Origin of the sequence: Gordonia sp. UBA7860, from assembly GCF_002500165.1 — a bacterium.
Taxonomy (GTDB): domain Bacteria; phylum Actinomycetota; class Actinomycetes; order Mycobacteriales; family Mycobacteriaceae; genus Gordonia; species Gordonia sputi.
In genome coordinates, this window is record NZ_DLSO01000024.1 from 48,713 (window position 1) to 70,307 (window position 21,595).

At 64.4% G+C, this 21,595-nt stretch carries 22 protein-coding genes; 13 read left to right on the forward strand and 9 right to left on the reverse strand.

The window, feature by feature from the left end; genetic code table 11:
• Positions 1-53: 53 nt before the first annotated feature.
• Positions 54-914, forward strand: coding sequence for a ribokinase (locus B3T59_RS03310; RefSeq protein ID WP_064861267.1), 861 nt, complete (start codon positions 54-56; stop codon positions 912-914).
• Here the strand turns inward: B3T59_RS03310 and zapE are convergent.
• Positions 893-1,531, reverse strand: a complete 639-nt coding sequence (gene zapE, locus B3T59_RS03315; protein WP_231894792.1) for an AFG1/ZapE family ATPase — start codon at positions 1,529-1,531, stop codon at positions 893-895. The genes B3T59_RS03310 and zapE overlap by 22 nt on opposite strands.
• Between zapE and B3T59_RS03320 the strand changes: the two genes are divergently transcribed.
• The 3 genes from B3T59_RS03320 to B3T59_RS03330 all read left to right on the forward strand — a co-directional run bounded on the left by B3T59_RS03320 (position 1,427) and on the right by B3T59_RS03330 (position 4,398).
• Positions 1,427-2,068, forward strand: a complete 642-nt coding sequence (locus tag B3T59_RS03320; RefSeq protein WP_231894791.1) for a TetR/AcrR family transcriptional regulator — start codon at positions 1,427-1,429, stop codon at positions 2,066-2,068. The two genes, zapE and B3T59_RS03320, sit on opposite strands and share 105 nt — an antisense overlap.
• Positions 2,069-2,116: 48 nt before the next feature.
• Positions 2,117-2,677, forward strand: a complete 561-nt coding sequence (locus B3T59_RS03325; RefSeq protein WP_064861265.1) for an AAA family ATPase — start codon at positions 2,117-2,119, stop codon at positions 2,675-2,677.
• A gap of 113 nt (positions 2,678-2,790) precedes the next feature.
• Entirely contained in the window at positions 2,791-4,398 is a 1,608-nt protein-coding gene (locus B3T59_RS03330; RefSeq protein WP_287001475.1) for an HNH endonuclease signature motif containing protein, read from the forward strand.
• Between the two features lie 156 nt (positions 4,399-4,554).
• Here the strand turns inward: B3T59_RS03330 and B3T59_RS03335 are convergent, their stop codons facing one another.
• A complete protein-coding gene (locus tag B3T59_RS03335) occupies positions 4,555-5,673 on the reverse strand; it encodes an NAD(P)/FAD-dependent oxidoreductase (protein WP_251721714.1) in 1,119 nt (372 codons plus the stop codon).
• A 104-nt stretch (positions 5,674-5,777) separates the two neighbouring features.
• On the opposite strand from B3T59_RS03335, the gene B3T59_RS03340 reads away from it, so the two are divergent.
• Positions 5,778-6,350: a type 1 glutamine amidotransferase domain-containing protein gene (locus B3T59_RS03340; RefSeq protein ID WP_064861262.1), complete on the forward strand. Its 573-nt coding sequence runs from the start codon at positions 5,778-5,780 to the stop codon at positions 6,348-6,350.
• A gap of 63 nt (positions 6,351-6,413) precedes the next feature.
• Here the strand turns inward: B3T59_RS03340 and B3T59_RS03345 are convergent, their stop codons facing one another.
• Positions 6,414-6,902, reverse strand: a complete 489-nt coding sequence (locus tag B3T59_RS03345; RefSeq protein ID WP_064903299.1) for a PPOX class F420-dependent oxidoreductase — start codon at positions 6,900-6,902, stop codon at positions 6,414-6,416.
• Between the two features lie 57 nt (positions 6,903-6,959).
• Positions 6,960-8,864: an oleate hydratase gene (locus B3T59_RS03350; protein ID WP_064861875.1), complete on the reverse strand. Its 1,905-nt coding sequence runs from the start codon at positions 8,862-8,864 to the stop codon at positions 6,960-6,962.
• Between the two features lie 245 nt (positions 8,865-9,109).
• On the opposite strand from B3T59_RS03350, the gene B3T59_RS03355 reads away from it, so the two are divergent.
• Complete coding sequence (locus B3T59_RS03355) at positions 9,110-11,113, forward strand: OPT family oligopeptide transporter (RefSeq protein WP_287001476.1); 2,004 nt, start codon at positions 9,110-9,112, stop codon at positions 11,111-11,113.
• A 17-nt stretch (positions 11,114-11,130) separates the two neighbouring features.
• Here the strand turns inward: B3T59_RS03355 and B3T59_RS03360 are convergent, their stop codons facing one another.
• Positions 11,131-11,733, reverse strand: a complete 603-nt coding sequence (locus B3T59_RS03360; protein ID WP_064861874.1) for a TetR/AcrR family transcriptional regulator — start codon at positions 11,731-11,733, stop codon at positions 11,131-11,133.
• A 41-nt stretch (positions 11,734-11,774) separates the two neighbouring features.
• Here B3T59_RS03360 and B3T59_RS03365 point away from each other — a divergent pair, with 41 nt between their 5' ends.
• The 3 genes from B3T59_RS03365 to trxA are packed head-to-tail and all read left to right on the forward strand — an operon-like array spanning position 11,775 to position 14,453.
• Complete coding sequence (locus B3T59_RS03365; RefSeq protein WP_005203326.1) at positions 11,775-12,917, forward strand: phosphotransferase family protein; 1,143 nt, start codon at positions 11,775-11,777, stop codon at positions 12,915-12,917.
• Positions 12,917-14,032, forward strand: coding sequence for a hypothetical protein (locus tag B3T59_RS03370; protein WP_005203333.1), 1,116 nt, complete (start codon positions 12,917-12,919; stop codon positions 14,030-14,032). Before B3T59_RS03365 ends, B3T59_RS03370 begins: the two co-directional genes overlap by 1 nt.
• 31 nt (positions 14,033-14,063) lie before the next feature.
• Complete coding sequence (gene trxA, locus B3T59_RS03375; RefSeq protein ID WP_049699348.1) at positions 14,064-14,453, forward strand: thioredoxin; 390 nt, start codon at positions 14,064-14,066, stop codon at positions 14,451-14,453.
• A 4-nt stretch (positions 14,454-14,457) separates the two neighbouring features.
• On the opposite strand, the gene B3T59_RS03380 is transcribed toward trxA, so the two are convergent.
• The 3 genes from B3T59_RS03380 to B3T59_RS03390 are packed head-to-tail and all read right to left on the reverse strand — an operon-like array spanning position 14,458 to position 17,046.
• On the reverse strand, positions 14,458-14,892 hold the full coding sequence (locus B3T59_RS03380; protein ID WP_064861873.1) for a hypothetical protein: 435 nt from the start codon (positions 14,890-14,892) through the stop codon (positions 14,458-14,460).
• Positions 14,893-14,895: 3 nt separating this feature from the next.
• Entirely contained in the window at positions 14,896-15,825 is a 930-nt protein-coding gene (locus B3T59_RS03385) for a cytochrome c oxidase assembly protein (protein WP_064861872.1), read from the reverse strand.
• Positions 15,826-15,828: 3 nt separating this feature from the next.
• Positions 15,829-17,046, reverse strand: a complete 1,218-nt coding sequence (locus B3T59_RS03390) for an NAD(P)/FAD-dependent oxidoreductase (protein ID WP_064861871.1) — start codon at positions 17,044-17,046, stop codon at positions 15,829-15,831.
• 305 nt (positions 17,047-17,351) lie between these two features.
• Here B3T59_RS03390 and B3T59_RS03395 point away from each other — a divergent pair, with 305 nt between their 5' ends.
• Complete coding sequence (locus B3T59_RS03395) at positions 17,352-18,332, forward strand: alpha/beta hydrolase (protein ID WP_231894954.1); 981 nt, start codon at positions 17,352-17,354, stop codon at positions 18,330-18,332.
• Between the two features lie 27 nt (positions 18,333-18,359).
• Here B3T59_RS03395 and B3T59_RS03400 read toward each other — a convergent pair whose 3' ends face one another.
• The gene (locus B3T59_RS03400) at positions 18,360-19,121 is read right to left on the reverse strand and encodes a siderophore-interacting protein (RefSeq protein WP_064861869.1); all 762 of its coding nucleotides are present in this window, start codon (positions 19,119-19,121) and stop codon (positions 18,360-18,362) included.
• A gap of 203 nt (positions 19,122-19,324) precedes the next feature.
• Between B3T59_RS03400 and B3T59_RS03405 the strand changes: the two genes are divergently transcribed.
• The 3 genes from B3T59_RS03405 to B3T59_RS03415 form a co-directional block, all read left to right on the forward strand.
• Positions 19,325-19,960: a monooxygenase gene (locus tag B3T59_RS03405; RefSeq protein WP_287001477.1), complete on the forward strand. Its 636-nt coding sequence runs from the start codon at positions 19,325-19,327 to the stop codon at positions 19,958-19,960.
• Positions 19,957-20,757 (forward strand): carotenoid biosynthesis protein, encoded by an 801-nt coding sequence (locus B3T59_RS03410; RefSeq protein WP_287001478.1) that lies wholly within the window; start codon positions 19,957-19,959, stop codon positions 20,755-20,757. The genes B3T59_RS03405 and B3T59_RS03410 overlap by 4 nt, the downstream gene beginning before the upstream one ends.
• The coding region (locus B3T59_RS03415) for a glycosyltransferase (RefSeq protein ID WP_287001479.1) at positions 20,741-21,595 on the forward strand (855 nt) is incomplete at its 3' end. The genes B3T59_RS03410 and B3T59_RS03415, both read left to right, overlap by 17 nt.

Genomic DNA, 21,595 nt, shown 5'->3' on the forward strand with positions numbered 1-21,595 from the left:
TCTCGGTGATCGAACAGCAATCTACGCGACCGGCGTAACGGCATACTCGGGGTATGGAGGCAACAGGTTCAGGAGTGGTGGCGGTCGTCGGAACGTTGAATCTCGACCTGGTGGTCACACTCGCCCACAGACCCGCCGTCGGTGAGACGGTCCTCGGTCGGTCGTTGACCGAGCGTCCCGGCGGCAAAGGAGCCAATCAGGCACGAGCCGCCGCCGCGGCCGCGTCAACCGCGCTGGTGGGTGCGACGGGCACCGATGCGGCTGGAGACCGGTTGGTGTCTGATCTCGTCGACGTGGGCGTCGACGTCACGTACGTGCGACGGGTATCGGGCACCAGCGGCCATGCGGTCATCGAGGTCGACGAGGATGGCGACAACAGCATCATCGTGATCTCCGGCGCCAACAGCCAACTGACCCCCGACGACGTCGGCGCGGCACTCGACGCGCTGCGCCCCGCCGTCGTGATGACGCAGTTGGAATCGCCCACCGAGGTCACCGCTGCAACCGCGACGTGGTGCCAAGACAGCGAGATTCGATTCGTCCTGAATCCCAGCCCGACTGCACCGGTCGACCCGTCGATCCTCGCCGAAGCCGACCCGCTGATCGTCAATCAGATCGAGGCGGCGTACTACGCAGATTTGTCAGAGGATGCCGAGCCGTCTGACCTCGCGCGAAAGTTGTTGACTATCAGCAGATCCGTGATCATCACGCGAGGTGGCGACGACGTGGTGGTCGCCGGGAGCGGATCGCTGGACATCCTCGACGTTCCGCAGGTCGACGTGGTGGACACCACGGGTGCAGGCGATGTCTTCGCGGGCACGCTTGTTGCGCATCTCGCCAACGGCACAACGCTTCTCGACGCCGCACGCGCCGCGAACAGGGCGTCGGCCGATCACGTTTCCGCGTCGAGATGAGTCGTGTTGGCTGTGGGCCGCAGCATCGACAATCGGCTTATTGTGCGGGCCGCATCGGGCGGTGACCGCTTCGCGCGGAGGATGTCGCGTGGAGTTCCCTGAGACACAATGTTGAGAACGATGTCCCGGTCACAACAGATGTCGACCAGATTTCCCAAGCGCTGCAGTGGTTCTCGGTCCACGAGGGCGAGGTCGGGTACGTCGCGGAGAGTGATCTCGCGGAACCGCTCGGTCAGCGCGAGGTACTCCCGCATCCCCAGCGGCCGCTCGCAGAGCTCGACGAACGCAACTGCCGCCGCCGTGGCGTTGTGTAGAACCGCGACCGACTGGCCGTTCATATCGATTTGTGTGGGCAACATCCGCGTGATCTGCTCAGACTCCGTCGATGACCAGGTTCCGGATGCGAAGCCGTGACGTATCGGGCCATTGCACCTTCGGTAGTCGTCGCCCTCCCCGATCCAGATCACCGAATACTCTCGCTCAATGAGATCGATCGCCTGTTGAAAGCGGTCGTGCATCAACGGGTTTGGCAGCAGTTGTTGCGGGGGGTAGTTCGACGTCGCTATGAACAGTGTCCCGTCGCGGGCGATGCGTCGAAGAGTTGCGGTGAGGTAGATGGCGTCGGCGACGCCGACGGTGGCGCACGCGCGCTGACACACGGCGCCGTCGACCGTGCGGCCGCACTGCCGAAGGGCTCGACGTCGTACTACTTCCGGACGCGCGAGGCGCTGATCTCGGCGACCATTGGACGGGTCCGCGAGCGCTCGCGTGAAGCCATGGACAGAGCTGGGCCGCCCGCAGAATTGACTGCCGACTCCGCAGCGGCGTTCATCGCGGAGCAGTTGGAGGCCTTCGACGGCCCGCGCCGCGCCGATGCACTCGCGATGTTCGCTCTGCTGCCGGAAGTTCGTGAGAACGATTCGCTGCGAACAGAACTCGGCTCATGCTTGTTCTCGCTGGAGCGCGCCACCTCTCTGCTCGCAGCGTTGGGGTCGCGCCACCCCGCGGCCGACGCCACCGACCTCATCACCTTTCTATCCGGGATGGTGTTCGACACGCTCTTCGGACTACGGAGTCAAGCAGCCAGCGGCGTCCGGCCCGTACCAGAGTCAATCGGGAGGATGCTTGTGCAGATGACCCGCGCCTCGGGCTGATCGTCGCGGGACCCGTCTAGCCAGCCACTGATAGAGAAGGAGAAGCGCATGCAGCCGCCGTCGCGTGCAGTCGTGTTGTCGGGATGCTCAGGCGGCGGCAAATCAACTGTGCTGGAGGCTTTGGCATCTCGCGGATTCACCACAGTCGAGGAACCGGGCAGACGGATAGTTCGTGACGAACTCGCCAATGGCGGTCGCGCGTTGCCGTGGGTGGACGCCGCTCGCTTCGCTCACAGCTGCGTCGAGACGGCACGAGCCGACCTTGCCCACCACAATCGTGACGACTGGGTGTTCTTCGACCGTGGCCTCGTCGACGCCGACACCGCACTGTGTCACTACGAGGGCGGTCATGACGAGAGCCCAACTGCCTGCTCGATCGATGAGTTGCAGAGTTATCACCAGCGGATCTTCCTCACGCCGCCGTGGCCGGAGCTGTACGCCAATGACGAAGAACGCCAACTGAATTTCGCAGACGCCGTTGACGAATACTCGCGTTTGCTCGACGCGTACGCAAGGCTCGGCTACAGCATCACCGTTCTCCCGAAAGTGGGCGTCACCGAACGCTGCGACCTGATACTGGCCGAGCTGAACCTTCTGCGATCGCTCTGATTCGGAATGCCGACCGACTTCGGAATTAGTTGCGCGACTTTTACATCAGATGATCTCCACAGCCCGCTGAGCAAGAAGCGAAAATTGTCAGGCCTCGCCTGTATGTTCGATGTATGTCCTTGGAAACCTTCTCCGACCCGGCCGGCGCGGCCGACGCCACGGGCGCACCCGCGTCGCAGCCGCCGGTGCTCGCTCGCGTCGCCGAGGACGAATCCCTGTCGAAAACCGATCTGGTCGAGGTGATTGCGCACTGCGCCTCCACTATTGCTTCTGCACAGTTTCGACTACTGACGGCCATCAGTCTCATCCACGAGGAACATGAAGAAGACTACGGCGTCGAGATCGGTGAACTCACCGACGGCCAAGCAGACTCACCAGAAGCTGTGCGCAAGTTTGCTGCTCGAGGACTGACCGGCGACAACCCCCGCGCACAGTACGGGCCCAACGGGTTGGAACGCACCATCGCCGACGTCGGCGCCGTGTTGTCGATACCGCCTGGCCGGGCACGCGAGTTGATCATCGACGCCCACGCCCTGCGCTACCGACTCCCCTACACCTCCTCACTCCTCGCCTGCGGACGTATCGACCTGCAGCGGTTCCACATCGCTGTCGCGCGCACCAGCCTGTGCGGACCCGACACCATCGACGAGGTCGACGCCCGCCTCACGGCCGCCCTCTCAGCCCGTGACCATCTGTCAACGACACGATTTGCTGCGCTCGTCGATTCTGTTGTCGCCCAAGTCGATGCCGAAGCCGTCAAACGACGTCGTGCCCGCATCGACGCCGACCGCAACGTCCAGGTCCGCCCCGACCGGTGGACTCCCGGCCAATCCCGACTGCCCGGCACCGTGCCCGCCGCCTCCGGCGCGTTGATCGACCAACGCCTCACCCAACTCGCCGCCAGCGTCCACGACGCCGACCCCCGCACGCATGCACAGCGTCGCGCCGATGCGCTGACCGCATTCGCCAACGGCGACACCACCCTCGCCTGCCGATGCGACACCTGCACCAGCCCCGACGCCGCTGACGTCGACACCACCGAACCCACCCCGACGCCTATGCCAGCACCGGTGGGTCCGCGCGCAATGATTCATGTCGTCGCAAATCAATCGACCCTTGACGGCCAGGACGATCAGCCCGGCTACCTCGATGGTGTCGGAGTCATCGACGCCGACGCCGTCCGTGAGTTGGCCGTCGACGCAGCATTCGACTACCTGGACACCGGCGTCGGCAGCGTCGATCCACTGCACCCCGACCACGCCGCGGCCGCCCGCTCGGCGCTGCGCTACGTGCCCAGCAAGAAGCTTCTCGCCCTGGTCCGCTCGGGTGAACTGTGCTGCACGTTCCCCGGTTGCACCAACCCGGTGTGGCAGGCCGACGTCGACCACAGCACCCCGTTCTCCCACCGCAACCCGGCAAGCGGCGGGTTGACAGTGCGCACAAACCTCAAACCACTGTGCCGATTTCATCACCGCACCAAAACGTTCGGCCGCTGGCGTGACTACCAACTCGACCTGCAAACGGCGATCTTCGTATCCCCCACCGGGCACACCTTTGTCGGCAACGCCTTCGGCGGACTCGATCTGTTCCCCAAACTCATCCCCGCCAAACCACCAGATCATCCCGCGCGTCGAACCATCGACACCATCCACGCCCGACGACGCGCGAAAGTCGCACGCGCCGAAGAGAAGTGGAACGAAGAAAACCCGCCTCCCTACTGATCACAATGCAGTGATCTGAGCGGTCGCGGCGTGCTGACGTCACGCCCGGAATGGAGGTGCACTTCCAGCGGATGGATGTCGCGCGAGGCATCGATTCCGAAGCGTTCGTAACCTCACCCGAGGGACCCGGGGAAGTGAGCCGCGAATATCGTCACGTCACCCCGACGTTTCGCGGTCAGCCCTGCGCCGCACCCAGCTTGTCGGCAGGGGTGAACGGAGTGGGGACCGAGCCCACGTCGACGGCAAGCGCGAGTGTCTCGCCGATCGTCGGTGCGTGCTTGAACAGGTTGTGTCCGGCGACTGCCAGGACCGGTCCGTTCTGCCAAATCCCGACGCCGTCGTCGCCCACGGCAGCGTGGTGACCCAACAGTGCACGATGCCTGTCGGCGTCGAATCGAATCCTGGGAGTGCGCGCGACACATAGGCGCGAGCGTCGTGGGCAAAGCGGGCGAGCGTATCACCGTCGACGATCGTCCCGTCAGAATCAGCATCGACCGAATCCGACAGTCCCAGACCATAAGCCGAACGGTCCGGGTATGCGGCCGCGTAAATTCCACTGAAACCGAACTGCCCGCTACCGTCCTGCAACGTCGGCAGACGACCGATACTGGAGTCGCGCACCGCGAACGACACTCGCACATGTGCGCCGAGTTGCACCGGGATCTCGATGCCAACCGAGCGGGCTAACGCCGCCGTGCCCCTACCGGCACACACGACGGCCGCCCCGTGATCGCCGACCAGTGTAGGACACCGCACCTGCACGCTGTCGTCGACACTCCTGAGCGAGATAACCTGTTCGCGCACAACACGATCGCCCAAACTCTGACTGAGCAGTTCGATGGCCGTGCGTGTGTGGATGGAGCCCGCGGCGGGATCGAACACCGCGGGGCCGTCGTAGTCGGCCAACTGCGGCAGTAGCGAATGCAACTCGTCCGAATCGATCTCGCGCGCCCCGATCTCCGAATACTGTTGCATCGCAGGCAATCTCCGCACTGCTGTGTCCCCGAGAGCGAGACCACCGTCGCCGGACACCAACGGCGCGCCGAGTTCGTCTTCCCATCGGCGCCAGTGCGCTCGAGCGCGCACAGCGAGTTCGACGAGGCGCGGGTCGTCGTGCGCGTGCCGGAAGATCCGTGACTGCCCGGCCGACTGGCCGAATCCCGGTGTTCCGGTCTCGTACACAGTGACGGTCGATCCCTGTTGGGCGAGCTGATATGCAGTCGAGAGTCCGATGATCCCGGCGCCTATCACTGCAACGTCTGACGTCAGTGCCATGCCTTCACCGTACGTCTGTCCTGCGCATCCGCGTGCGGATCGGCGTAGCGATATCGACGCGTACGGTCGAAGTAGGGGATGACAAACGAGAGGAATCGTGTCACATGGCAGACGAACTCAACGGAATCACCGTCGCCTTTCTGGTCGCACCGGAGGGTATCGAGCAGGTGGAGCTCACCGAACCGTGGCGCGCCGTCGAAGAAACCGGCGGCACACCGAAACTCGTATCCACCAGCGACGGCGAAGTGCAGGCATTCAACCACCTCGACGCCGCCGACAAGTTCAGCGTCGACGCGACAACCGATTCGGTCAGCGCAGCCGACTTCGACGCACTAGTGCTACCCGGCGGCGTTGCCAATCCCGATTTTTTGCGTACCGACGCTTCGGCCGTCGCCTTCGCGAAGGGTTTCTTCGACGCGGGCAAGCCCGTCGCGGCGATCTGCCACGCACCGTGGACGCTCGTCGAAGCCGACGTCGTACGCGGTCGCACGCTCACGTCGTGGCCGAGCCTGCAGACCGACATCCGCAACGCGGGCGCCACCTGGGTCGACGAGGAGTTGGTCGTCGACCGCGACGGCCCCAACACCCTCATCACGAGCCGCAAGCCCGACGACCTCGCGGTCTTCGACGCTGCACTGGTCGCCGAGTTCGGCCGGAGCAAGGTGTCGAACCGATGATCTGTTCGGGCTTTGTGCCGGTAACCGGTCGAAAGCCCGAACAGAAGGCCTGCGACTTCCGACCTACTTCCCCTCCCGGTCGTCGAGTTCAGCTGCGATGTCGGCGGGAAAGCCGCCGGTGGCGACCGGGCCCCACGACGTCGGCGTGATGCGGATGAGCGACTTCTTCTGCACCCGCATCGCGGCGCGGTACTCCTCCCAGTCGGGGTGCTCACCCGAGATCGAGCGGAAGTAGTCGACGAGGACATCCTCCGCCTCAGGCATGTCGAACACCTCGGCGGTGCCGTTGACCTGTACCCACGGCCCGTTCCATTCATCGGACACGACACACACGCTGACGTCGGGGTTCCGCCTGGCATTCGACGTCTTGGCCCGCCCGGGGTACGTCGCGATGACAATCCGTCCCTCGTCGTCGACCCCGCCGGTCACCGGTGAAAGCTGAGGTGAGCCGTCACGTCGCTGGGTGGCCAGCAACATGCGGTGTCGCGGGCGGAGGAACTCGAGGAGTGCGCTGTGATCGACGGCGTCGGCGGTCGCAATGTTTCGGGCCATGACCCGACACTACGACCGCCGACGCGTCCGCCGCTCGAACAGAGGCGGACGACCTGCTCAGTCGAGTTCCTTGCTCCCCGGATGCTCACCCGTGGGCGCCTGCGCCGGCGCGTGATCACCGATCGACCCGTTCAGGTCGATCGCATCGTTGCGGATGGTCCGCTTCGAGCCGGCCGCGGGAATCAACTCATACTCGGCGAGGAGCTGGCCGATCTCGTTGCCCTCGAGCTTGCCGAGAATGGCCTCGCGGATCTTGCTGGGGCCGGGGAGGTCTGCGATCTTGCCGTCACGGAGACGACTCGTCGCCGCCACCATGCTGCGAACGTCGTAGGTCGAGTTGAACACCTCTGGCACCGCGCGCTCGATGCCGAGCAAGGTGTAGACGGCCTCCATCGGCGTACGCACCGAGTACTCGGTGGTGAAGATGCAGTCACGACTCGTCTCGGCGAACTGACCGATGAATGCGAAGTTGACCGATCCCTCCGGTACCACGTCGGGACGATCACCCGCCTGCCGCGGCATGAAGAACGACGTCACATAGGGCATCATCACCGGAACCGCCTTCGCGCCGGTCGCAGCCATCTCGGGGATCTGTTCTTCCGGCACGCCGAGGTGATAGAGCCACTCCTGGGTGATCTCCTCACCCGTGCACTCCGACATGCTCTTCTTCACATAGTTGCCGGGGGTGTCGACGAGCAGTGCATACACCCACACGACGATCTGGTCGGACGGCTGCTGCTTGAAGTGCGGTTGCCTGTTGACCGTCCAGCTCATCAGCCAGTTGGAGTCCTTGGCCGTGACGATGCCTCCGGTCACCACACGCCCCGAAAACGGATCACGCTTGGTGATCTTCTGGATGTACGACGGGATGCGCGAGTCGAGCGTGGTCACCGTGCACGACTCCCACTTGGTCCTGTCGATGTTGCCGCCGAAGACGTCGGGGTGGCCGAAAGACGGGTCTTTCACCGCGATGCGCCGCCACAGATCCCAGGCAGGCGCTGGTCCGGTGTTGAGCTTCGCAGGCGTTTCGTGATCGCCGTTGTCGGAGTTCTCGGTCAGCGATCCGATGGTCATGAGCAGCAGGTCGTTCTCACCCAGCTCGGTGACACCGTCCTTGCCCGCGCTGTCCGGCACCGTGCTGTCCTTCCCAGCGGTCCAGTGGATCTTCGTGGCCTGCTTACGATCTCCGCTGATCTCGAAATCGACGTCGGTGACCTCGGTGTCGAAGTGGAATGTCACGCCCTGGTCGAGCAGCCAGGTGTAGAGCGGCAGCACGAGCGACTCGTACTGGTTGTACTTGGTGAATTTCAACGCACTGAAATCGGGCAGACCACCGATGTGGTGGATGAACCGATGGATGTAGAGCTTCATCTCGAGGGCCGAATGCCACCGTTCGAATGCGAACATCGTCGTCCAGTACAGCCAGAAATTGCTCTCGAAGAACTCGTCGCTGAAGACTTCGTCGATGCGCTTGTTCTCCATCTCCTCACGCGTCGCGAGGAAGACACGAGCGATGTCCTTCTGCGCCTTGTCACTCAGGGTGAACTTGTTCTCCGTGTGCGCATCCTGCCCGCGGTTGATGGTGGCGCGGCACAACGAATAGTTCGGGTCGTCCTTGTTGAGCCAATAGAACTCGTCGAGGACGCTGGCTCCCTCGATCTCGATCGACGGGATGGAATGGAAGAGGTCCCACAAACACTCGAAGTGGTTCTCCATCTCGCGGCCACCGCGAATCACGAAGCCCTTCTTGGGTTCCTTGATGCCGTCGAGCGCGCCACCGGGCAGCTTCAGACGCTCGAACACCGTGATCTTGTCACCCTTCATCTGGCCGTCGCGGATGAGGAATGCCGCCCCGGACAGCGAGGCAAGTCCCGCACCCACAAACCACGCCGTCTTGTCGTCGACTCCCTTGGGTTTCCGTGGTCGCGCGAACGCCTCGTAGTTGCCGCTGCTGTAGTACATGTGCACTGCCTCTCGGATCGATTGGTCCCCGACGGTTCGCTCCTCCCCTCATAAGCCCTACCATCGCGGGATGATCACTGGGTGAAATCGCGATGTGATGTCACACGACCTGCCTGATCGAGCCCCAGACACAAAAGGCAGCAACAATGCAACAACCCACATCATCCTGCCTGCGGACTTAGAGTTGACGGGCCAGTCTCGGCAGGCGACGGGCACCTAGTGTCCGAGATGCGAGAGGAACTCAGATGTCCGTCACGGCTCCAGAACGTCCGACAGGTCTTCGCGAACTCACACTCCGAAGTGTGATCCTCGGCGGCGTCATCACCCTGGTCTTCACGGCGGCCAACGTCTACCTCGGCCTCAAGGTCGGTCTCACGTTCGCCACGGCGATTCCCGCGGCTGTCATCTCGATGGCTGTGCTGCGCAACTTCGCACATCACTCGATCGTCGAGAACAACATCGTCCAGACCATCGCATCGGCCGCGGGAACACTCTCGGCGATCATCTTCGTGATCCCCGGCCTCGTCATGGTCGGCTACTGGACAGGCTTCCCTTACTGGATCACCGTCGCGGTCTGCTTCGTCGGCGGCGTACTCGGCGTGATGTACTCGATCCCGCTGCGCCGCGCGCTCGTCACCGGATCGGACCTGCCCTATCCCGAAGGCGTTGCCGCCGCCGAGGTGCTCAAGGTCGGCGACACCGCAGAGGGAGGTCGCCGCAACCGAATCGGACTGCGCGCCATCACGATCAGTGGCATCACGTCGGCGATCTTCGCCCTGCTCGGCAACCTCAAGTTGATCAGCACCGACGTCTCGACGGCATTCCGCGTGGGCTCGGGCGGCACCATGATCGGTGCGGGACTGCAACTCTCGCTGATCGGTATCGGACATCTCGTGGGCTTGAGCGTGGGCATCGCCATGTTCGTCGGGGTGATCATCTCGTACGGGGTCATCCTCCCGATCAAGTCCGCGGGGCAGTTCGCCGCGAACTCCGACGTCGCCGACGTCGTCAGCACCGTGTTCAAAGACGACGTCCGTTTCGTGGGCGCAGGCGCCATCGCCATCGCCGCCATCTGGACCCTGCTCAAGCTGATCGCACCCATCGTGAAGGGCATCGTCGACGCAATGGCGTCGGCACGCGCACGCCGCGAAGGCGTCACCGTCGACATCACCGAGCGTGACATCCCGTTCCCCATCGTGGGCGGCACCATCGTCGTGATGCTGCTGCCGATCGGGCTGCTGCTCTGGGACTTCGTCCACGGAACCGCACTGTCCGGAAGTGCGGGCGGAATCATCGCCGCCACAGTTCTTTTCATCTTCATCATCGGCATGGTGATCGCCGCGGTGTGCGGCTACATGGCCGGTCTCATCGGGTCGTCGAACTCTCCGATCTCCGGTGTCGGCATTCTCGCCGTGATCATCGCCGCACTGCTCATCAAGTTCGTCTACGGCGCGGCCGACCCGCAACAGTCGACTGTCCTCGTCGCTTTCACGCTGTTCGCCACCGCCATCGTGTTCGGCGTCGCGACGATCTCCAACGACAACCTCCAAGACCTCAAGACCGGTCAGCTCGTCGGGGCGACACCGTGGAAACAGCAGGTGGCATTGATCATCGGCGTGTGCTTCGGTTCGCTGGTCATCCCGCCGATCCTCGGCGTCATGAACACCGTCTTCGGGTTCGCCGGCGCGCCGGGGGCCGGAGCCGACGCATTGCCCGCCCCGCAGGCAAGTCTGATCTCCGAACTGGCCAAGGGCGTGTTCGGTGACGACCTGAACTGGAGCATGCTGGGGATCGGCGCGGCAATCGGCGCCGTCGTCATCATCATCGACGAATTCAGTGGCCGGGTGAACAAGAAGGTCGCGCTGCCGCCTCTCGCTGTCGGCATGGGCATGTACCTACCGATGTCTGTGACGTTGATGATCACAGTGGGCGCCATTCTCGGCCACATCTACAACAAGTGGTGCGAGCGCGTGGGCGGTGACGTCGCACAGAAGAAGCGGATCGGAGTGCTCGTCGCGACGGGACTCATCGTCGGTGAAGCACTCTGGAACGTGGTCTATGCAGCCATCGTCGCGTCGACGGGCGACGACGGTGTGCTTGCGGTTGTCGGCGACGGCTGGGCCAACGGCTCGCAGATCGTCGGCGTGATCGCCTTCGTCATCGTCGTCCTCGGTATGTACAAGGTGACCGAGATTCTCGCAAAGCGCAGCGAAGACGACGACCCCGCACCGGATCTCACGAAGCAGTGAGATCCGGGTACCGGCAGTCAGTCTGCGAGAGCGCCGTGTTCGATAACCGCGAGAATGCCTGCGCCCCAGTCTTTGTCCAGCTCCAGGGTCGGTAACAGCAACGCACGCAACATCGCTGCGCCTCCCATTATCTCGACGACGCGGTCGGGATCTGTGCCTGCACGTACCTCGCCCGTGTCGACCGCGGCCACCAGCCGATCCCGAAACGCTGCGAACACACTCGCGAACCCCTCGATCACACGACGATGGAGTTCGGGATCGGCCGCCATGTCGGTCACCAATCCGGGCAGCGCAGCACGTGTCACCGGCGAGTTGAACACCTCGCGCGCACGGTTGACCATCACCTCGAGATCATCGGCGACATGGCCTGTCGACGCCGACAAGACCGTCATGCCGGAGAAGGTCGCGTCGTGCACCAGATCCTGTTTGCCCGACCACCGTCGGTAGATCGCCGTCTTTGTGGTACCGGCCCGCGCAGCGACCGCCGACACGGTCAGCCGCGCATATCCCTGCTCCACCAACAGTTCTCGTGCCGCAGCAAGTACTGCCACGTCGATCGCGCCGTCGCGGGGACGACCTTTTCCGAAAACCTTGCCATCCGTCGTCGTATCTGGTGTCATAACGCTACTCAGCGTAGCGTAATCCGGCGAAAGGACTCGCCATGAGCACCAGGCCCACTCTCGAGGAACTCGACCATCTGCAGCGATCGGAACGGAATACCGCAACGATCCCGACATTGCTGGCGCAATGGCTCAGCGAGCTGCTACCGCCGGGCGCCAACCCGAGCGTGACCGTCGACGCGGGTATCGAAGCCAACGGCATGTCGTCGGAAACCGTGATGCTCACCGGCCATTGGACCGAGAATGGCGTTGCGCGAGAACAACAGTGGGTGATGCGGATGCAGCCACGGCCCGCCGACATCCCTGTGTTCGCGGAGTACCACCTCGACCACCAATTCGAGGCGATGCGCCTCGCAGCACAACTGACCGACCTGCCCATCCCCACAACGCGTTGGCTCGAACCAAGCGGCGACCTACTCGGCTCACCCTTCTTCCTTATGGACCGCGTCGACGGCCTCGTACCTCCCGACGTGATGCCCTACACCTTCGGCGACAACTGGTTCTTCGATGCCCCCGCCGACAAGCGCAGATCCCTGCAGGACGCGACGATCGGTGTCATCGCGGCACTGCATTCAATTCCCAACGCGCAGAGCACCTTTGGGTTCCTGGACCAGGGCGGCGAGGCGTCGTCGACCCCATTACGTCGACGCCTCGACGAGTTGCAGCGCTTCTACGACTTCGCAGCAGACGATCTCGGACGCTCCCCGCTCCTCGACCGCGCAATGGTCTGGCTCGACACCCATTTCCCCACAGACGTCGCCTCCGGTGAGACTGTCTTCAACTGGGGCGACGCGCGCATCGGCAACGTGATCTATCAGGACTTCACACCCGCTGCCGTCCTCGATTGGGAAATGGCAACCCTTGGCCCACGTGAACTCGACGTCGCGTGGTTGATATTCGCCCACAACGTCTTTCAAGAACTCGTCGGCCTCGCCAGCATGCCCGGACTGCCCGATGTACTTCGCGAAGACGACGTCCGCGCCACCTACCGCGACCTCACCGGCATCGAGCTCGGCGACCTGCACTGGTTCTACCTGTACTCGGCGGTGATGTGGGGAGTGATCTTCATGCGCACCGCGTCACGGCGCATCCACTTCGGCGAGATGGCGCCACCATCCGACGTCGACGCCGAGCTGTTCTACCACCGCCCACTACTGCAGCGACTACTCGACGAGGAGATCTGATGCTGGGACCACTCGACGAGTATCCGGTTCATCAACTGCCCCAACCGATTGCATGGCCGGGCAGCTCTGACCGCAACTTCTACGACCGGTGCTACTTCAACGCCCACGACCGCACCGGCGACATCTTCCTCGTGACCGGCCTGGGCTACTACCCCAACCTCGGGGTCAAGGATGCGTTCGTCGTGATCCGACGCGGCGACGAACAGACCGCGGTCCACCTGTCCGACGCGATCGATCAGAATCGCCTCGACCAGCACGTCGGCGGCTACCGCATCGAGGTGATCGACCCCCTCCACACGATCCGCCTCACCCTCGAACCCACCGAAGGGATCTCCTTCGACCTGACGTGGAACGGACTGTTCGACGTCGTGCAAGAACTGCCGCATGTGATGCGCAGCGGCAACCGCATCACGTTGGACGCGCAGCGTTTCGCCCAACTCGGGTCGTGGTCGGGGTGGATCCGCGTCGACGACACCGAGATCGCCGTCGAACCGTCGAGGTGGATCGGTAGCCGCGACCGCTCCTGGGGCATCCGACCCGTCGGAGAAGCCGAACCCGCCGGACGTCCCGCCGATCCGCCGTTCGACGGCATGTGGTGGACCTACGTCCCCATCGCGTTCGACGACTTCGAGCTCGTGCTGATCGTCCAGGAGTCACCCGACGGCATCCGCACGCTCAACGACTGCTCACGGGTCTGGAAGGACGGCCGCGTCGAACAACTCGGCTGGCCGCGATTCGACATCCACTACCGTTCCGGGACCCGCGAGGTCACGGGCGCAACCATCGCGGCAACCGCCGCAGACGGTTCGCCGGTCACCTTGGAGGTCGACTCGCTGCTTGCCGCACCGCTGCACGTCGGCGGCGGCTACGGCGGCGACCCGGACTGGCAGCACGGCATGTGGCGCGGCGAGGGATTCACCGAACGCGTCACCTACGACATGACCGACCCCGCGGTCGCCGGGCGAATCGCATTCGGCGCCACCGATCACGTCGCGCGTGCGCGGTGCCGCGAAGCCGACGGTACGACGCGGGAGGGCTGGGGCATGTTCGAGCACTTCTGCCTCGGCAGGCACGACCCGAGCGGGTTCACCGACTGGCTCGACGTCGCGCCCTGACGCGTATTCCCTTTCTGCGTACCGTGGACTCATGAGCACACAAGAGATCACGCTTGGCAACTTCGAGGACACCATTTCGGCTGGCGGCACCGTGCTGGTCGATTTCTGGGCGGAATGGTGCGGTCCGTGCCGACAGTTCGCCCCGACCTTCGAGAAGGCGTCGGAGACTCACCCCGACATCGTGTTCGGCAAGGTCGACACCGAAGCCGAGCAGCAGCTCGCGGCGGGCTTCGGCATTCAGTCGATCCCGACGCTGATGGCTTTCCGCGACGGTGTGCTGGTCTTCAATCAGCCGGGTGCACTCCCGCCTGCACAACTCGAGCAGCTCATCACCGCGGTGAACGACCTCGACATGGATCAGGTGCGCGCAGAAATTGCCGCAGCCGACGCCGCGCAGGGCGGCAACCAGCAGGAGTCCTGAACTCCTAGAACCGCCCCGCGACGAAACCGGCGAACAGCACGAGAAAGCCGCCGATCTCGCCGGCCATCAGCGCGATCATCGACACCCGCAGCACCGGGTCTTCGCGGGCGAACTGATTGGTGGTGTCGCGCAGCATCCCGTGCAGGATGTAGCTGCCGATAGCGCCGACGAAGAACACCACCATCACCATCGCCGCGGCGAGGTTCAGCCACGTCGGCCACGCGCTGAGATGGACGAAGACGGCGACCAGAGCGGTCGCGAACGCATAGAGCAGCGACGATCGGTGAGCGATGTCGACGTACGGATGCGCCAGGTGGTCGGGCGATTTGCGCATCTGCTCGTATTTCCAGACTCCGAGAATCAGGGCAAGAAGAAACACCAGGCCCGACGCCCCGAGAGTGATCGCGGTCGCGTAATCGAGGTCGACGGTTGTGCGCATCGCCTAACGATATCTATCCCGCAAATTGGGATCCGACTCCCACCACAATCCGTTCGCGGCGTCATCGGCGTCGGGGACGGCCGCCTCGTCACTCGACTCCAGCGCGGCGTCGACCTGCTTTTCTGTCTCGCGTTCGTCGTTACGGAACCGTCGGAACAGCACCATGAGGAACGGCAATCCGACGACGTCGCCGAGTATCCAGAGAATGCCCGCACCGATCGTCTGATCCATGCGCAGACTCGGACCCCAGGTTCTGTGCAGTGCCGTGTAGTAGTCGACCGCCACCAGCGACCCCTGCCACAGCACGATCCCGAGCAGACCGTCGGCGATGCTCTCGACCGTCGTGATGCCCAGCGACAACGCCTGCGGGTATCTGCGCGGAACGGGATCGACCTGCAGGCGTGCATAGAAGTATCCGACGCCGATCGCCACGAGTAGTAGTCGTGTCGCGACGTCGACCGACTCGTCGCGCAGCACCAGCTCGTACCACCCCGTGAAGTAGATCAGCCAGGGCACGCTGAGCATCAGCGCCGACGTCGGGATCGGCCCGAGCAGCACGCGTGCGGCCCGACTGTTCATCGCGGCGTCGAGTCGTGCACGGCCGCGCGAGCCGAGCGCTTCGCGCAGCACCGTCATGGGTCGGCCCAACGCCAGTCCGAACGGCGCAACCAGCAGCAGCAGCACGAACTGCAGTGCACGGATCCAGAACAGGGTGTCGGAGTAGACGCCGACCACGCTGATGCCCGCGAGCAGCCAGACTCCGATGCCGAGGCCGGTGAACACGCACGCGGACCCGCGCGACACCGTCGAACTCCGCCGCCAACCCGCCCAGTAGACAGCCAGGACGGCTGCCACGATCACCGTCGTGACGGTGTCGAGACGCCATGACGTGAGCGCGACGTCGAAGGTCAGCGGAGTCGTCGGCGCGTGCACGACTTACAAGTCTGCAAGTGCCACAGACGAATCGGCAAGAGCCTCCGGATCGACGGGGTCTCCGCGGAGGATCAGTTGCTTGATGGCGTCGAGCTGATCCCAGATGTTGACCTGCATGCCTGCGAGGACCGTGTTGTCGCCGTCGAGCCAGAATACGACGAACTCACGTCCCGGCACGTCACCGCGAAAGACGACCTTCTCGTAGCCGTCGGCCAGTCCGCTGTACTCCATGCCGAGGTCGTACTGGTCGGTGAAGAAGTACGGCAGGTTCTCGTACTCGGCGCTGCCACCGAGCATGTTGGTGACTGCGACTGCCGGTTGGTTCAGGGCATTCGCCCAGTGTTCGACGCGCACCCGACGTTCGAGGATCGGATGCTCGGCATTCGCGATGTCGCCGACGACGTAGATGTCGGGGTCGCTACTCCGCAAGCCCGCATTGACGAGCACGCCGCCACCGTCGATGTCGAGTCCCGCCGACTCCGCGACGTCGAGGTTGGGAACAGCTCCCGCGGCGATCAACACCGTGTCGGCAGCGATGGTGTCGCCGTCGGCCAGGCGCAGGCCCGTCGCCACACCGTTCTCGGTGGTGATCTCGGCGACCTTCACCTCGGTCCGGAGATCGACGCCATGCTCGCGGTGCAGATCGGCGAAGATCTGAGCCACTTCCGGCCCCAGCGCACGCAGCAGCGGGAGCTTCGAGGCCTCTGCGATCGCCACCTCGACGCCGCGCTCACGCGCGGAAGCCGCGACCTCCATGCCGATCCAGCCCGCTCCGACGATCGCCAGGCGCGATCCCTCGGTGAGCGTCTCGCGGATAGCGCGGGCATCGTTGACGGTCCGCAGGTAGTGGACACCCGAGGCGTCGGCACCCGGCAGGTCGATGACCCGCGACGACGACCCCGTGGCCAGCAGCAACTTGTCGTAGGTCAGCGTCGTGCCGTCGGGCAGCGACACGGTCTTGGCCGCGGCGTCGACCTTCTCGATGCGGGTTCCCGGTCGAAACTCGACGCGCTGGTCGAGGTACCAATCGGTGTCGTGGACCGTGAACTCCGGCAGGTCCTTGCTGCCCTGCATGAATTCCTTCGACAACGGCGGTCGTTCGTACGGCAGCTCGTTTTCGACGCCGAAGATCACGACGTCACCGTCGAAGTCTTGTTCACGTAGCGCCTCGGCGGCCTTTGCCCCCGCAAGTCCGCCTCCGACTATCGCTATCGTTGTCACAGCGCATACCTCCAGCTTTCGTAAGAAAAATTGCTTGTGGTGCAGCTACCCGGACTCGACTCCAACGCTACGCGTCGACCCGACGCACGCTGGGGAAACGACGAGTGATGATCACGGAACAATCACGACGGATTTGTCGGATTGGCGGGGTATTCCTGGTGGTCGGGCCTGGATATCAGCCAAACTCGTATTACCAATTGATAACGACACGCTGTAGGCTCAATCGCGATTCCTGAATCGACTGTCACCGATCGGACGATCGGACGACTCTCGAATTCACGTTCTTCTAGTGGAAGTGATTGCTCGTGTCCCACACACGTCGTCGGGTTTTGCCCGGTGCAGTCTTGATGGTGGCGCTGGCCCTCGTGGTCGGCTTGATCTCTGGCGCAGGCAGCGCACAGGCGTGGGGTCCGCCCGCCAAGCAGATCAAGGGCTTCATCAACGAGCAGATCTACAACTACGGCATGGACCACCCGGTCTCGGTCCGCGCATGGCCGTCGCAAACCACCAACCCGCGGAATGCGCCGACGATCATCTTCCTCGACGGCCTGCGCGCCACCAACGATTTCAACGGCTGGGAGCGGGAGACCAACGTCGCCTACCTGGCTCAGCGTGGTTACAACGTGGTCATGCCGATCGGTGGCCAGTCGTCGTTCTACGCCGATTGGCAGCGGGCATCAGCCAGCGCGGGCCAGCGCAATCCGTACCGCTGGGAGAGCGTGCTCAAGGGCAGCCTTCCGCGGTTCCTCGACAGCCACGGTTTCCGTAACCGCACGCTCGTCGGCCTCTCGATGTCGGCGAGCCAGGCTGTGATCATCGGCAACGAACGGCGCGATCTGTACCAGCGCGTGGTCTCGATGTCGGGTTTCATGAACCTCGTCGCCACCGGCATGCAGACCATGCTGCGCGCAGCTGCCTGGGATGCGGGCCACTACAACCTCAACGACATGTGGGGCTGGTTCCCCAACGCAGAGGCCTTCCGGCATTCGCCGACGGAGAATCTGCCGTCGATGAACGGCCTGCACCTGTGGATGTACGCGGGAACCGGCGTGTGGGGCGACCACCAGCCTCCCGGCGCCAACAACACCGACTTCTACATCACCGGATTCAACTCGACGGCCATCGAGGCGGTCTCCGGTGAGCAGAGCCGCACCTTCGCGCTCGCAGCGCCGGCATTCGGCGTGAACCTGCGCACCGACTTCCCGATCACCGGAACCCACGCGTGGGGCTACTGGCAGCAGGCGATCTGGAACATCTACAACAACGGCTGGTTCCGCAACGGATAAGCGGTGCGCTACCGGCGCCCGGATCGGTCAGGACGGATCGATACCGGTGCGCCAGTAAGCCTGGGCTTTGACCGACTTCTTGTCGAGCTTGTAGTCGCTCTTGAACACGCCTGCGATTGCGCGGGTCGCGGTCATGTCCAGCGCCACCCATGCGAAATGGTCCGACGCGTCGAATGCCGCGGCACGCACCTGCTCGACGATCGCGCTCCCGTCAGACCCACGCTCGACGTAGTTCAGGGCGTCGTGCTCGCGTACGGCGATCGGCAGTTCCCTGTCGTCGTCGTGGGAGACCTCGAACCAGATGGTCGCGGGAACAGTCGGTGTGGACGCCGTCAGGGCTTCCAGCAATGAGTTGATCGCGGGCAGCGCCGCGGGATCGCCCGCGACGAGCCACCCCTTCGGTGCAGGTTCGGGGAGCGCGAATTTCGATCCCATGAACGTCGCACTGATCACGTCTCCCGGCTGTGCCGAGAGTGCCCAGCGCGGCGCGGCGCCGTCGTGGATCGCGAACTCGATCGAGAAGGTATCGGTTGCCGGGTCGGGATCAACGAGGGTGTAACCGCGCTGGTGGATCTTGCCGTGCTTGTTCACGAACCACATACGGATCCACATGGTCGGGTGCACCGGCCGGTCCTTGAGCAGTCCACCGCCCGTGAAATCGACGCGGACATAGTGATCGGTGATCTGCCGCGAACCGGTCACCGTCAGTTCGTAGTCGTCGGCTCCCATGAGCTTGAGAACCGCGCCCTGCCAGCCACGCGACTTATTCTTCGTGGGTGATTCGACCATTCCTCGACCTTCCATCCGCGCATCGCCGCCTGTTTGTGAGGGTAGCCTACCTTTTCTTCGTGCGCGACCGGTGCCCGTCTCACCCATCCCGACCGCGAGCCACTCCGAAGAACGTGTGTGAGTTTCCAGCCAGGCGAGGGTGCGCGGTGAGCGGACAGGCCGTCGAGCTGCGAATTTGGGAGACCCCGCGGGTAGGCCGAGCAGTGAGCCGGGTAGCGATCAGCCGGCTGCAACTGCGACGCGTACCCGGTCTGCGATTCGCCAAGCTTCTCGGGACCGGTTCCGGGGAGACTTTCACCATGCGTGACGCCGATCCACGTCACTGGGCACTGCTCACTGTCTGGGATGACCGTCATGCGGCAGATGCGGGGGCGGCGTCGAGCGCGATCCGTGGCTGGTCGGATGTGAGCACGACTGAGTTGAGGGTCCGCATGACACCCCTCGCGACCAAGGGACGCTGGTCGCGTCGAGAACCGTTCCAGGTCGACGATCCGTCGCGTAAGCGCGAGTGGGACGGTGCGGTCGCCGCCATCACCCGCGCACGACTTCGACCGACCCGCGCCCTCTCGTTCTGGCGCGCGGTTCCGCCGGTCGTCGCCGACCTCACCGGTTGCGATGGACTGCGCCTCGCCGTCGGAATCGGAGAGTCACCCATCGGACTGCAGGGCACCTTCTCGCTGTGGGAGAACGCCGCTGCCCTCACCGACTTCGCCTATCGATCTCCCGCCCACGCGAATGCGATCCGCGAGACCCGACCGCAGCGCTGGTACGCGGAAGACCTGTTCACGCGCCTGGCCGTGCTCGACATCGAGGGCAGCTACGCAGGAGTGCAACCGTGACAGCGCGACTGGCGTGGCTGCTCCTGGGCGCGACCATCCTTGTGCAGATCTGCTTTCCGCTGACCTCCGGCGGCACCCCCGCCCTGACCACCGCTGCGGTGCTCCTGTTCGCCTCGGCCATGCTCGTCGACGCCGCGACCAGTCGGGGCGTGGGCGCCGCGGCGGTACTGCTCGTTGTCGCGGGCGGTGGCGGATTGCTCGCGGAGGCGATCGGCGTTCACACGGGCTTTCCATTCGGCGAGTACGACTACACCGGGACGCTCGGCCTGGAGATAGCGGGCGTGCGGATTCTGGTTCCGCTGGCCTGGATCATGATGGCCTGGCCCGCGTGGAACGTCGCGCGACGACTTGTCGGCAGACACGGACCCGTCGCGACCGTTGCCGTGGGCGCGTGGGCACTCACCGCATGGGACGTCTTTCTCGACCCACAAATGGTCGACGCCGGACACTGGTATTGGTTGCACACCACGCCGAATCTGCCTGGTGTGGAAGGCATCCCGCTAACCAACTTCGGCGGGTGGCTTCTCGTGTCGGCGTTGATGATGACGGTGCTCGAGGCCGCCATCGGGCGCTCCGACAGCGTGCCCACGCTGCACACCGACGCGGTGCCGGTGGCCGCATACCTGTGGACCTATTTCTCGTCGGTGCTCGCCCACGCGGTGTTCTTCGGTCGGGCGCCGGTGGCGTTGACCGGGGCTCTGGTGATGGGCGTAGTCGCGGTGCCGCTTGCGGTCTCCGTGGTACGGGAGATCCGCACTGCCCGACGGTCGGGAGGTCACCGTGTCCACGCTGCGTGACCACCGACTCGCGCATCGGCTGTGGTGCAACCTGATTCGCATAGGTGCGGTCAATGCACTTGGTGGCCTGGCCCTGACGGTCGACAACGCGCGCCGTATCCGCGTTCCCGACGCCACTCTGCCGTGCGAGCCCGAGCCGCTGTGGGTGTTGCTGCCCGTCCGCGACGAAGCCGCCGACATAACGGACTGCGTTCGTTCCCTGCAGAGTGCCGCCGCGCGCTGGCCCGGTCCGTCGCGCGTCGTAGTACTCGACGACGAATCGACCGACGCGACACCGGATCTGCTCGCCCAGTTGAGCGCAGACGACGACGGCCTCGTCGTGCTACGGGGCCAACCACGCCCCGAGGGATGGCTCGGAAAGCCTTGGGCCTGCGCCCAATTGGCTGCGTTCGCGGCTGACGATACGGCTCCTGACCGGGCAGTCCTCGTCTTCGTCGACGCGGACGTGCGCCTGGCCACCGACGCACTCGTCGCGACCGTGGCAACCATGCGCGCCGCCCACCTCGATCTGTTCTGCCCCTATCCCCTACAGGAAACCAGCGGTGCCGCAGAGCGATTGGTGCAACCGCTGCTGCAATGGTCGTGGATGAGCACTCTGCCGCTGAGGCTCGCAGAACGATCGCCGCGACCGAGCTTGTCGGCAGCAAACGGCCAGTTCCTCGCCGTCGACAAGGACGCGTACGAACGTGCGGGCGGTCATCGGGCCGTCCGCGCTGACGTTCTCGAAGACATCGGGCTGCTTCGCGCAGTTACGGCTTCGGGCGGGTGCGGCGTGGTCGGTGAGGGCAGCACCGGGGTGAGTTGCCGGATGTACGACGGGTGGGCGCAGGTCCGTGCC

Excerpts from the sequence above, each read along its gene's own strand:
- B3T59_RS03330 (WP_287001475.1), top strand. The coding sequence starts at position 2,791 with ATGTCCTTGGAAACCTTCTCCGACCCGGCCGGCGCGGCCGACGCCACG.
- B3T59_RS03355 (WP_287001476.1), top strand. The coding sequence starts at position 9,110 with ATGTCCGTCACGGCTCCAGAACGTCCGACAGGTCTTCGCGAACTCACA.
- B3T59_RS03380 (WP_064861873.1), bottom strand. The coding sequence starts at position 14,892 with ATGCGCACAACCGTCGACCTCGATTACGCGACCGCGATCACTCTCGGG.
- trxA (WP_049699348.1), top strand. The coding sequence starts at position 14,064 with ATGAGCACACAAGAGATCACGCTTGGCAACTTCGAGGACACCATTTCG.
- B3T59_RS03365 (WP_005203326.1), top strand. The coding sequence starts at position 11,775 with ATGAGCACCAGGCCCACTCTCGAGGAACTCGACCATCTGCAGCGATCG.
- B3T59_RS03335 (WP_251721714.1), bottom strand. The coding sequence starts at position 5,673 with ATGGCACTGACGTCAGACGTTGCAGTGATAGGCGCCGGGATCATCGGA.
- B3T59_RS03370 (WP_005203333.1), top strand. The coding sequence starts at position 12,917 with ATGCTGGGACCACTCGACGAGTATCCGGTTCATCAACTGCCCCAACCG.
- B3T59_RS03325 (WP_064861265.1), top strand. The coding sequence starts at position 2,117 with ATGCAGCCGCCGTCGCGTGCAGTCGTGTTGTCGGGATGCTCAGGCGGC.
- B3T59_RS03340 (WP_064861262.1), top strand. The coding sequence starts at position 5,778 with ATGGCAGACGAACTCAACGGAATCACCGTCGCCTTTCTGGTCGCACCG.
- B3T59_RS03345 (WP_064903299.1), bottom strand. The coding sequence starts at position 6,902 with ATGGCCCGAAACATTGCGACCGCCGACGCCGTCGATCACAGCGCACTC.
- B3T59_RS03400 (WP_064861869.1), bottom strand. The coding sequence starts at position 19,121 with ATGGTCGAATCACCCACGAAGAATAAGTCGCGTGGCTGGCAGGGCGCG.
- B3T59_RS03350 (WP_064861875.1), bottom strand. The coding sequence starts at position 8,864 with ATGTACTACAGCAGCGGCAACTACGAGGCGTTCGCGCGACCACGGAAA.
- B3T59_RS03310 (WP_064861267.1), top strand. The coding sequence starts at position 54 with ATGGAGGCAACAGGTTCAGGAGTGGTGGCGGTCGTCGGAACGTTGAAT.
- B3T59_RS03360 (WP_064861874.1), bottom strand. The coding sequence starts at position 11,733 with ATGACACCAGATACGACGACGGATGGCAAGGTTTTCGGAAAAGGTCGT.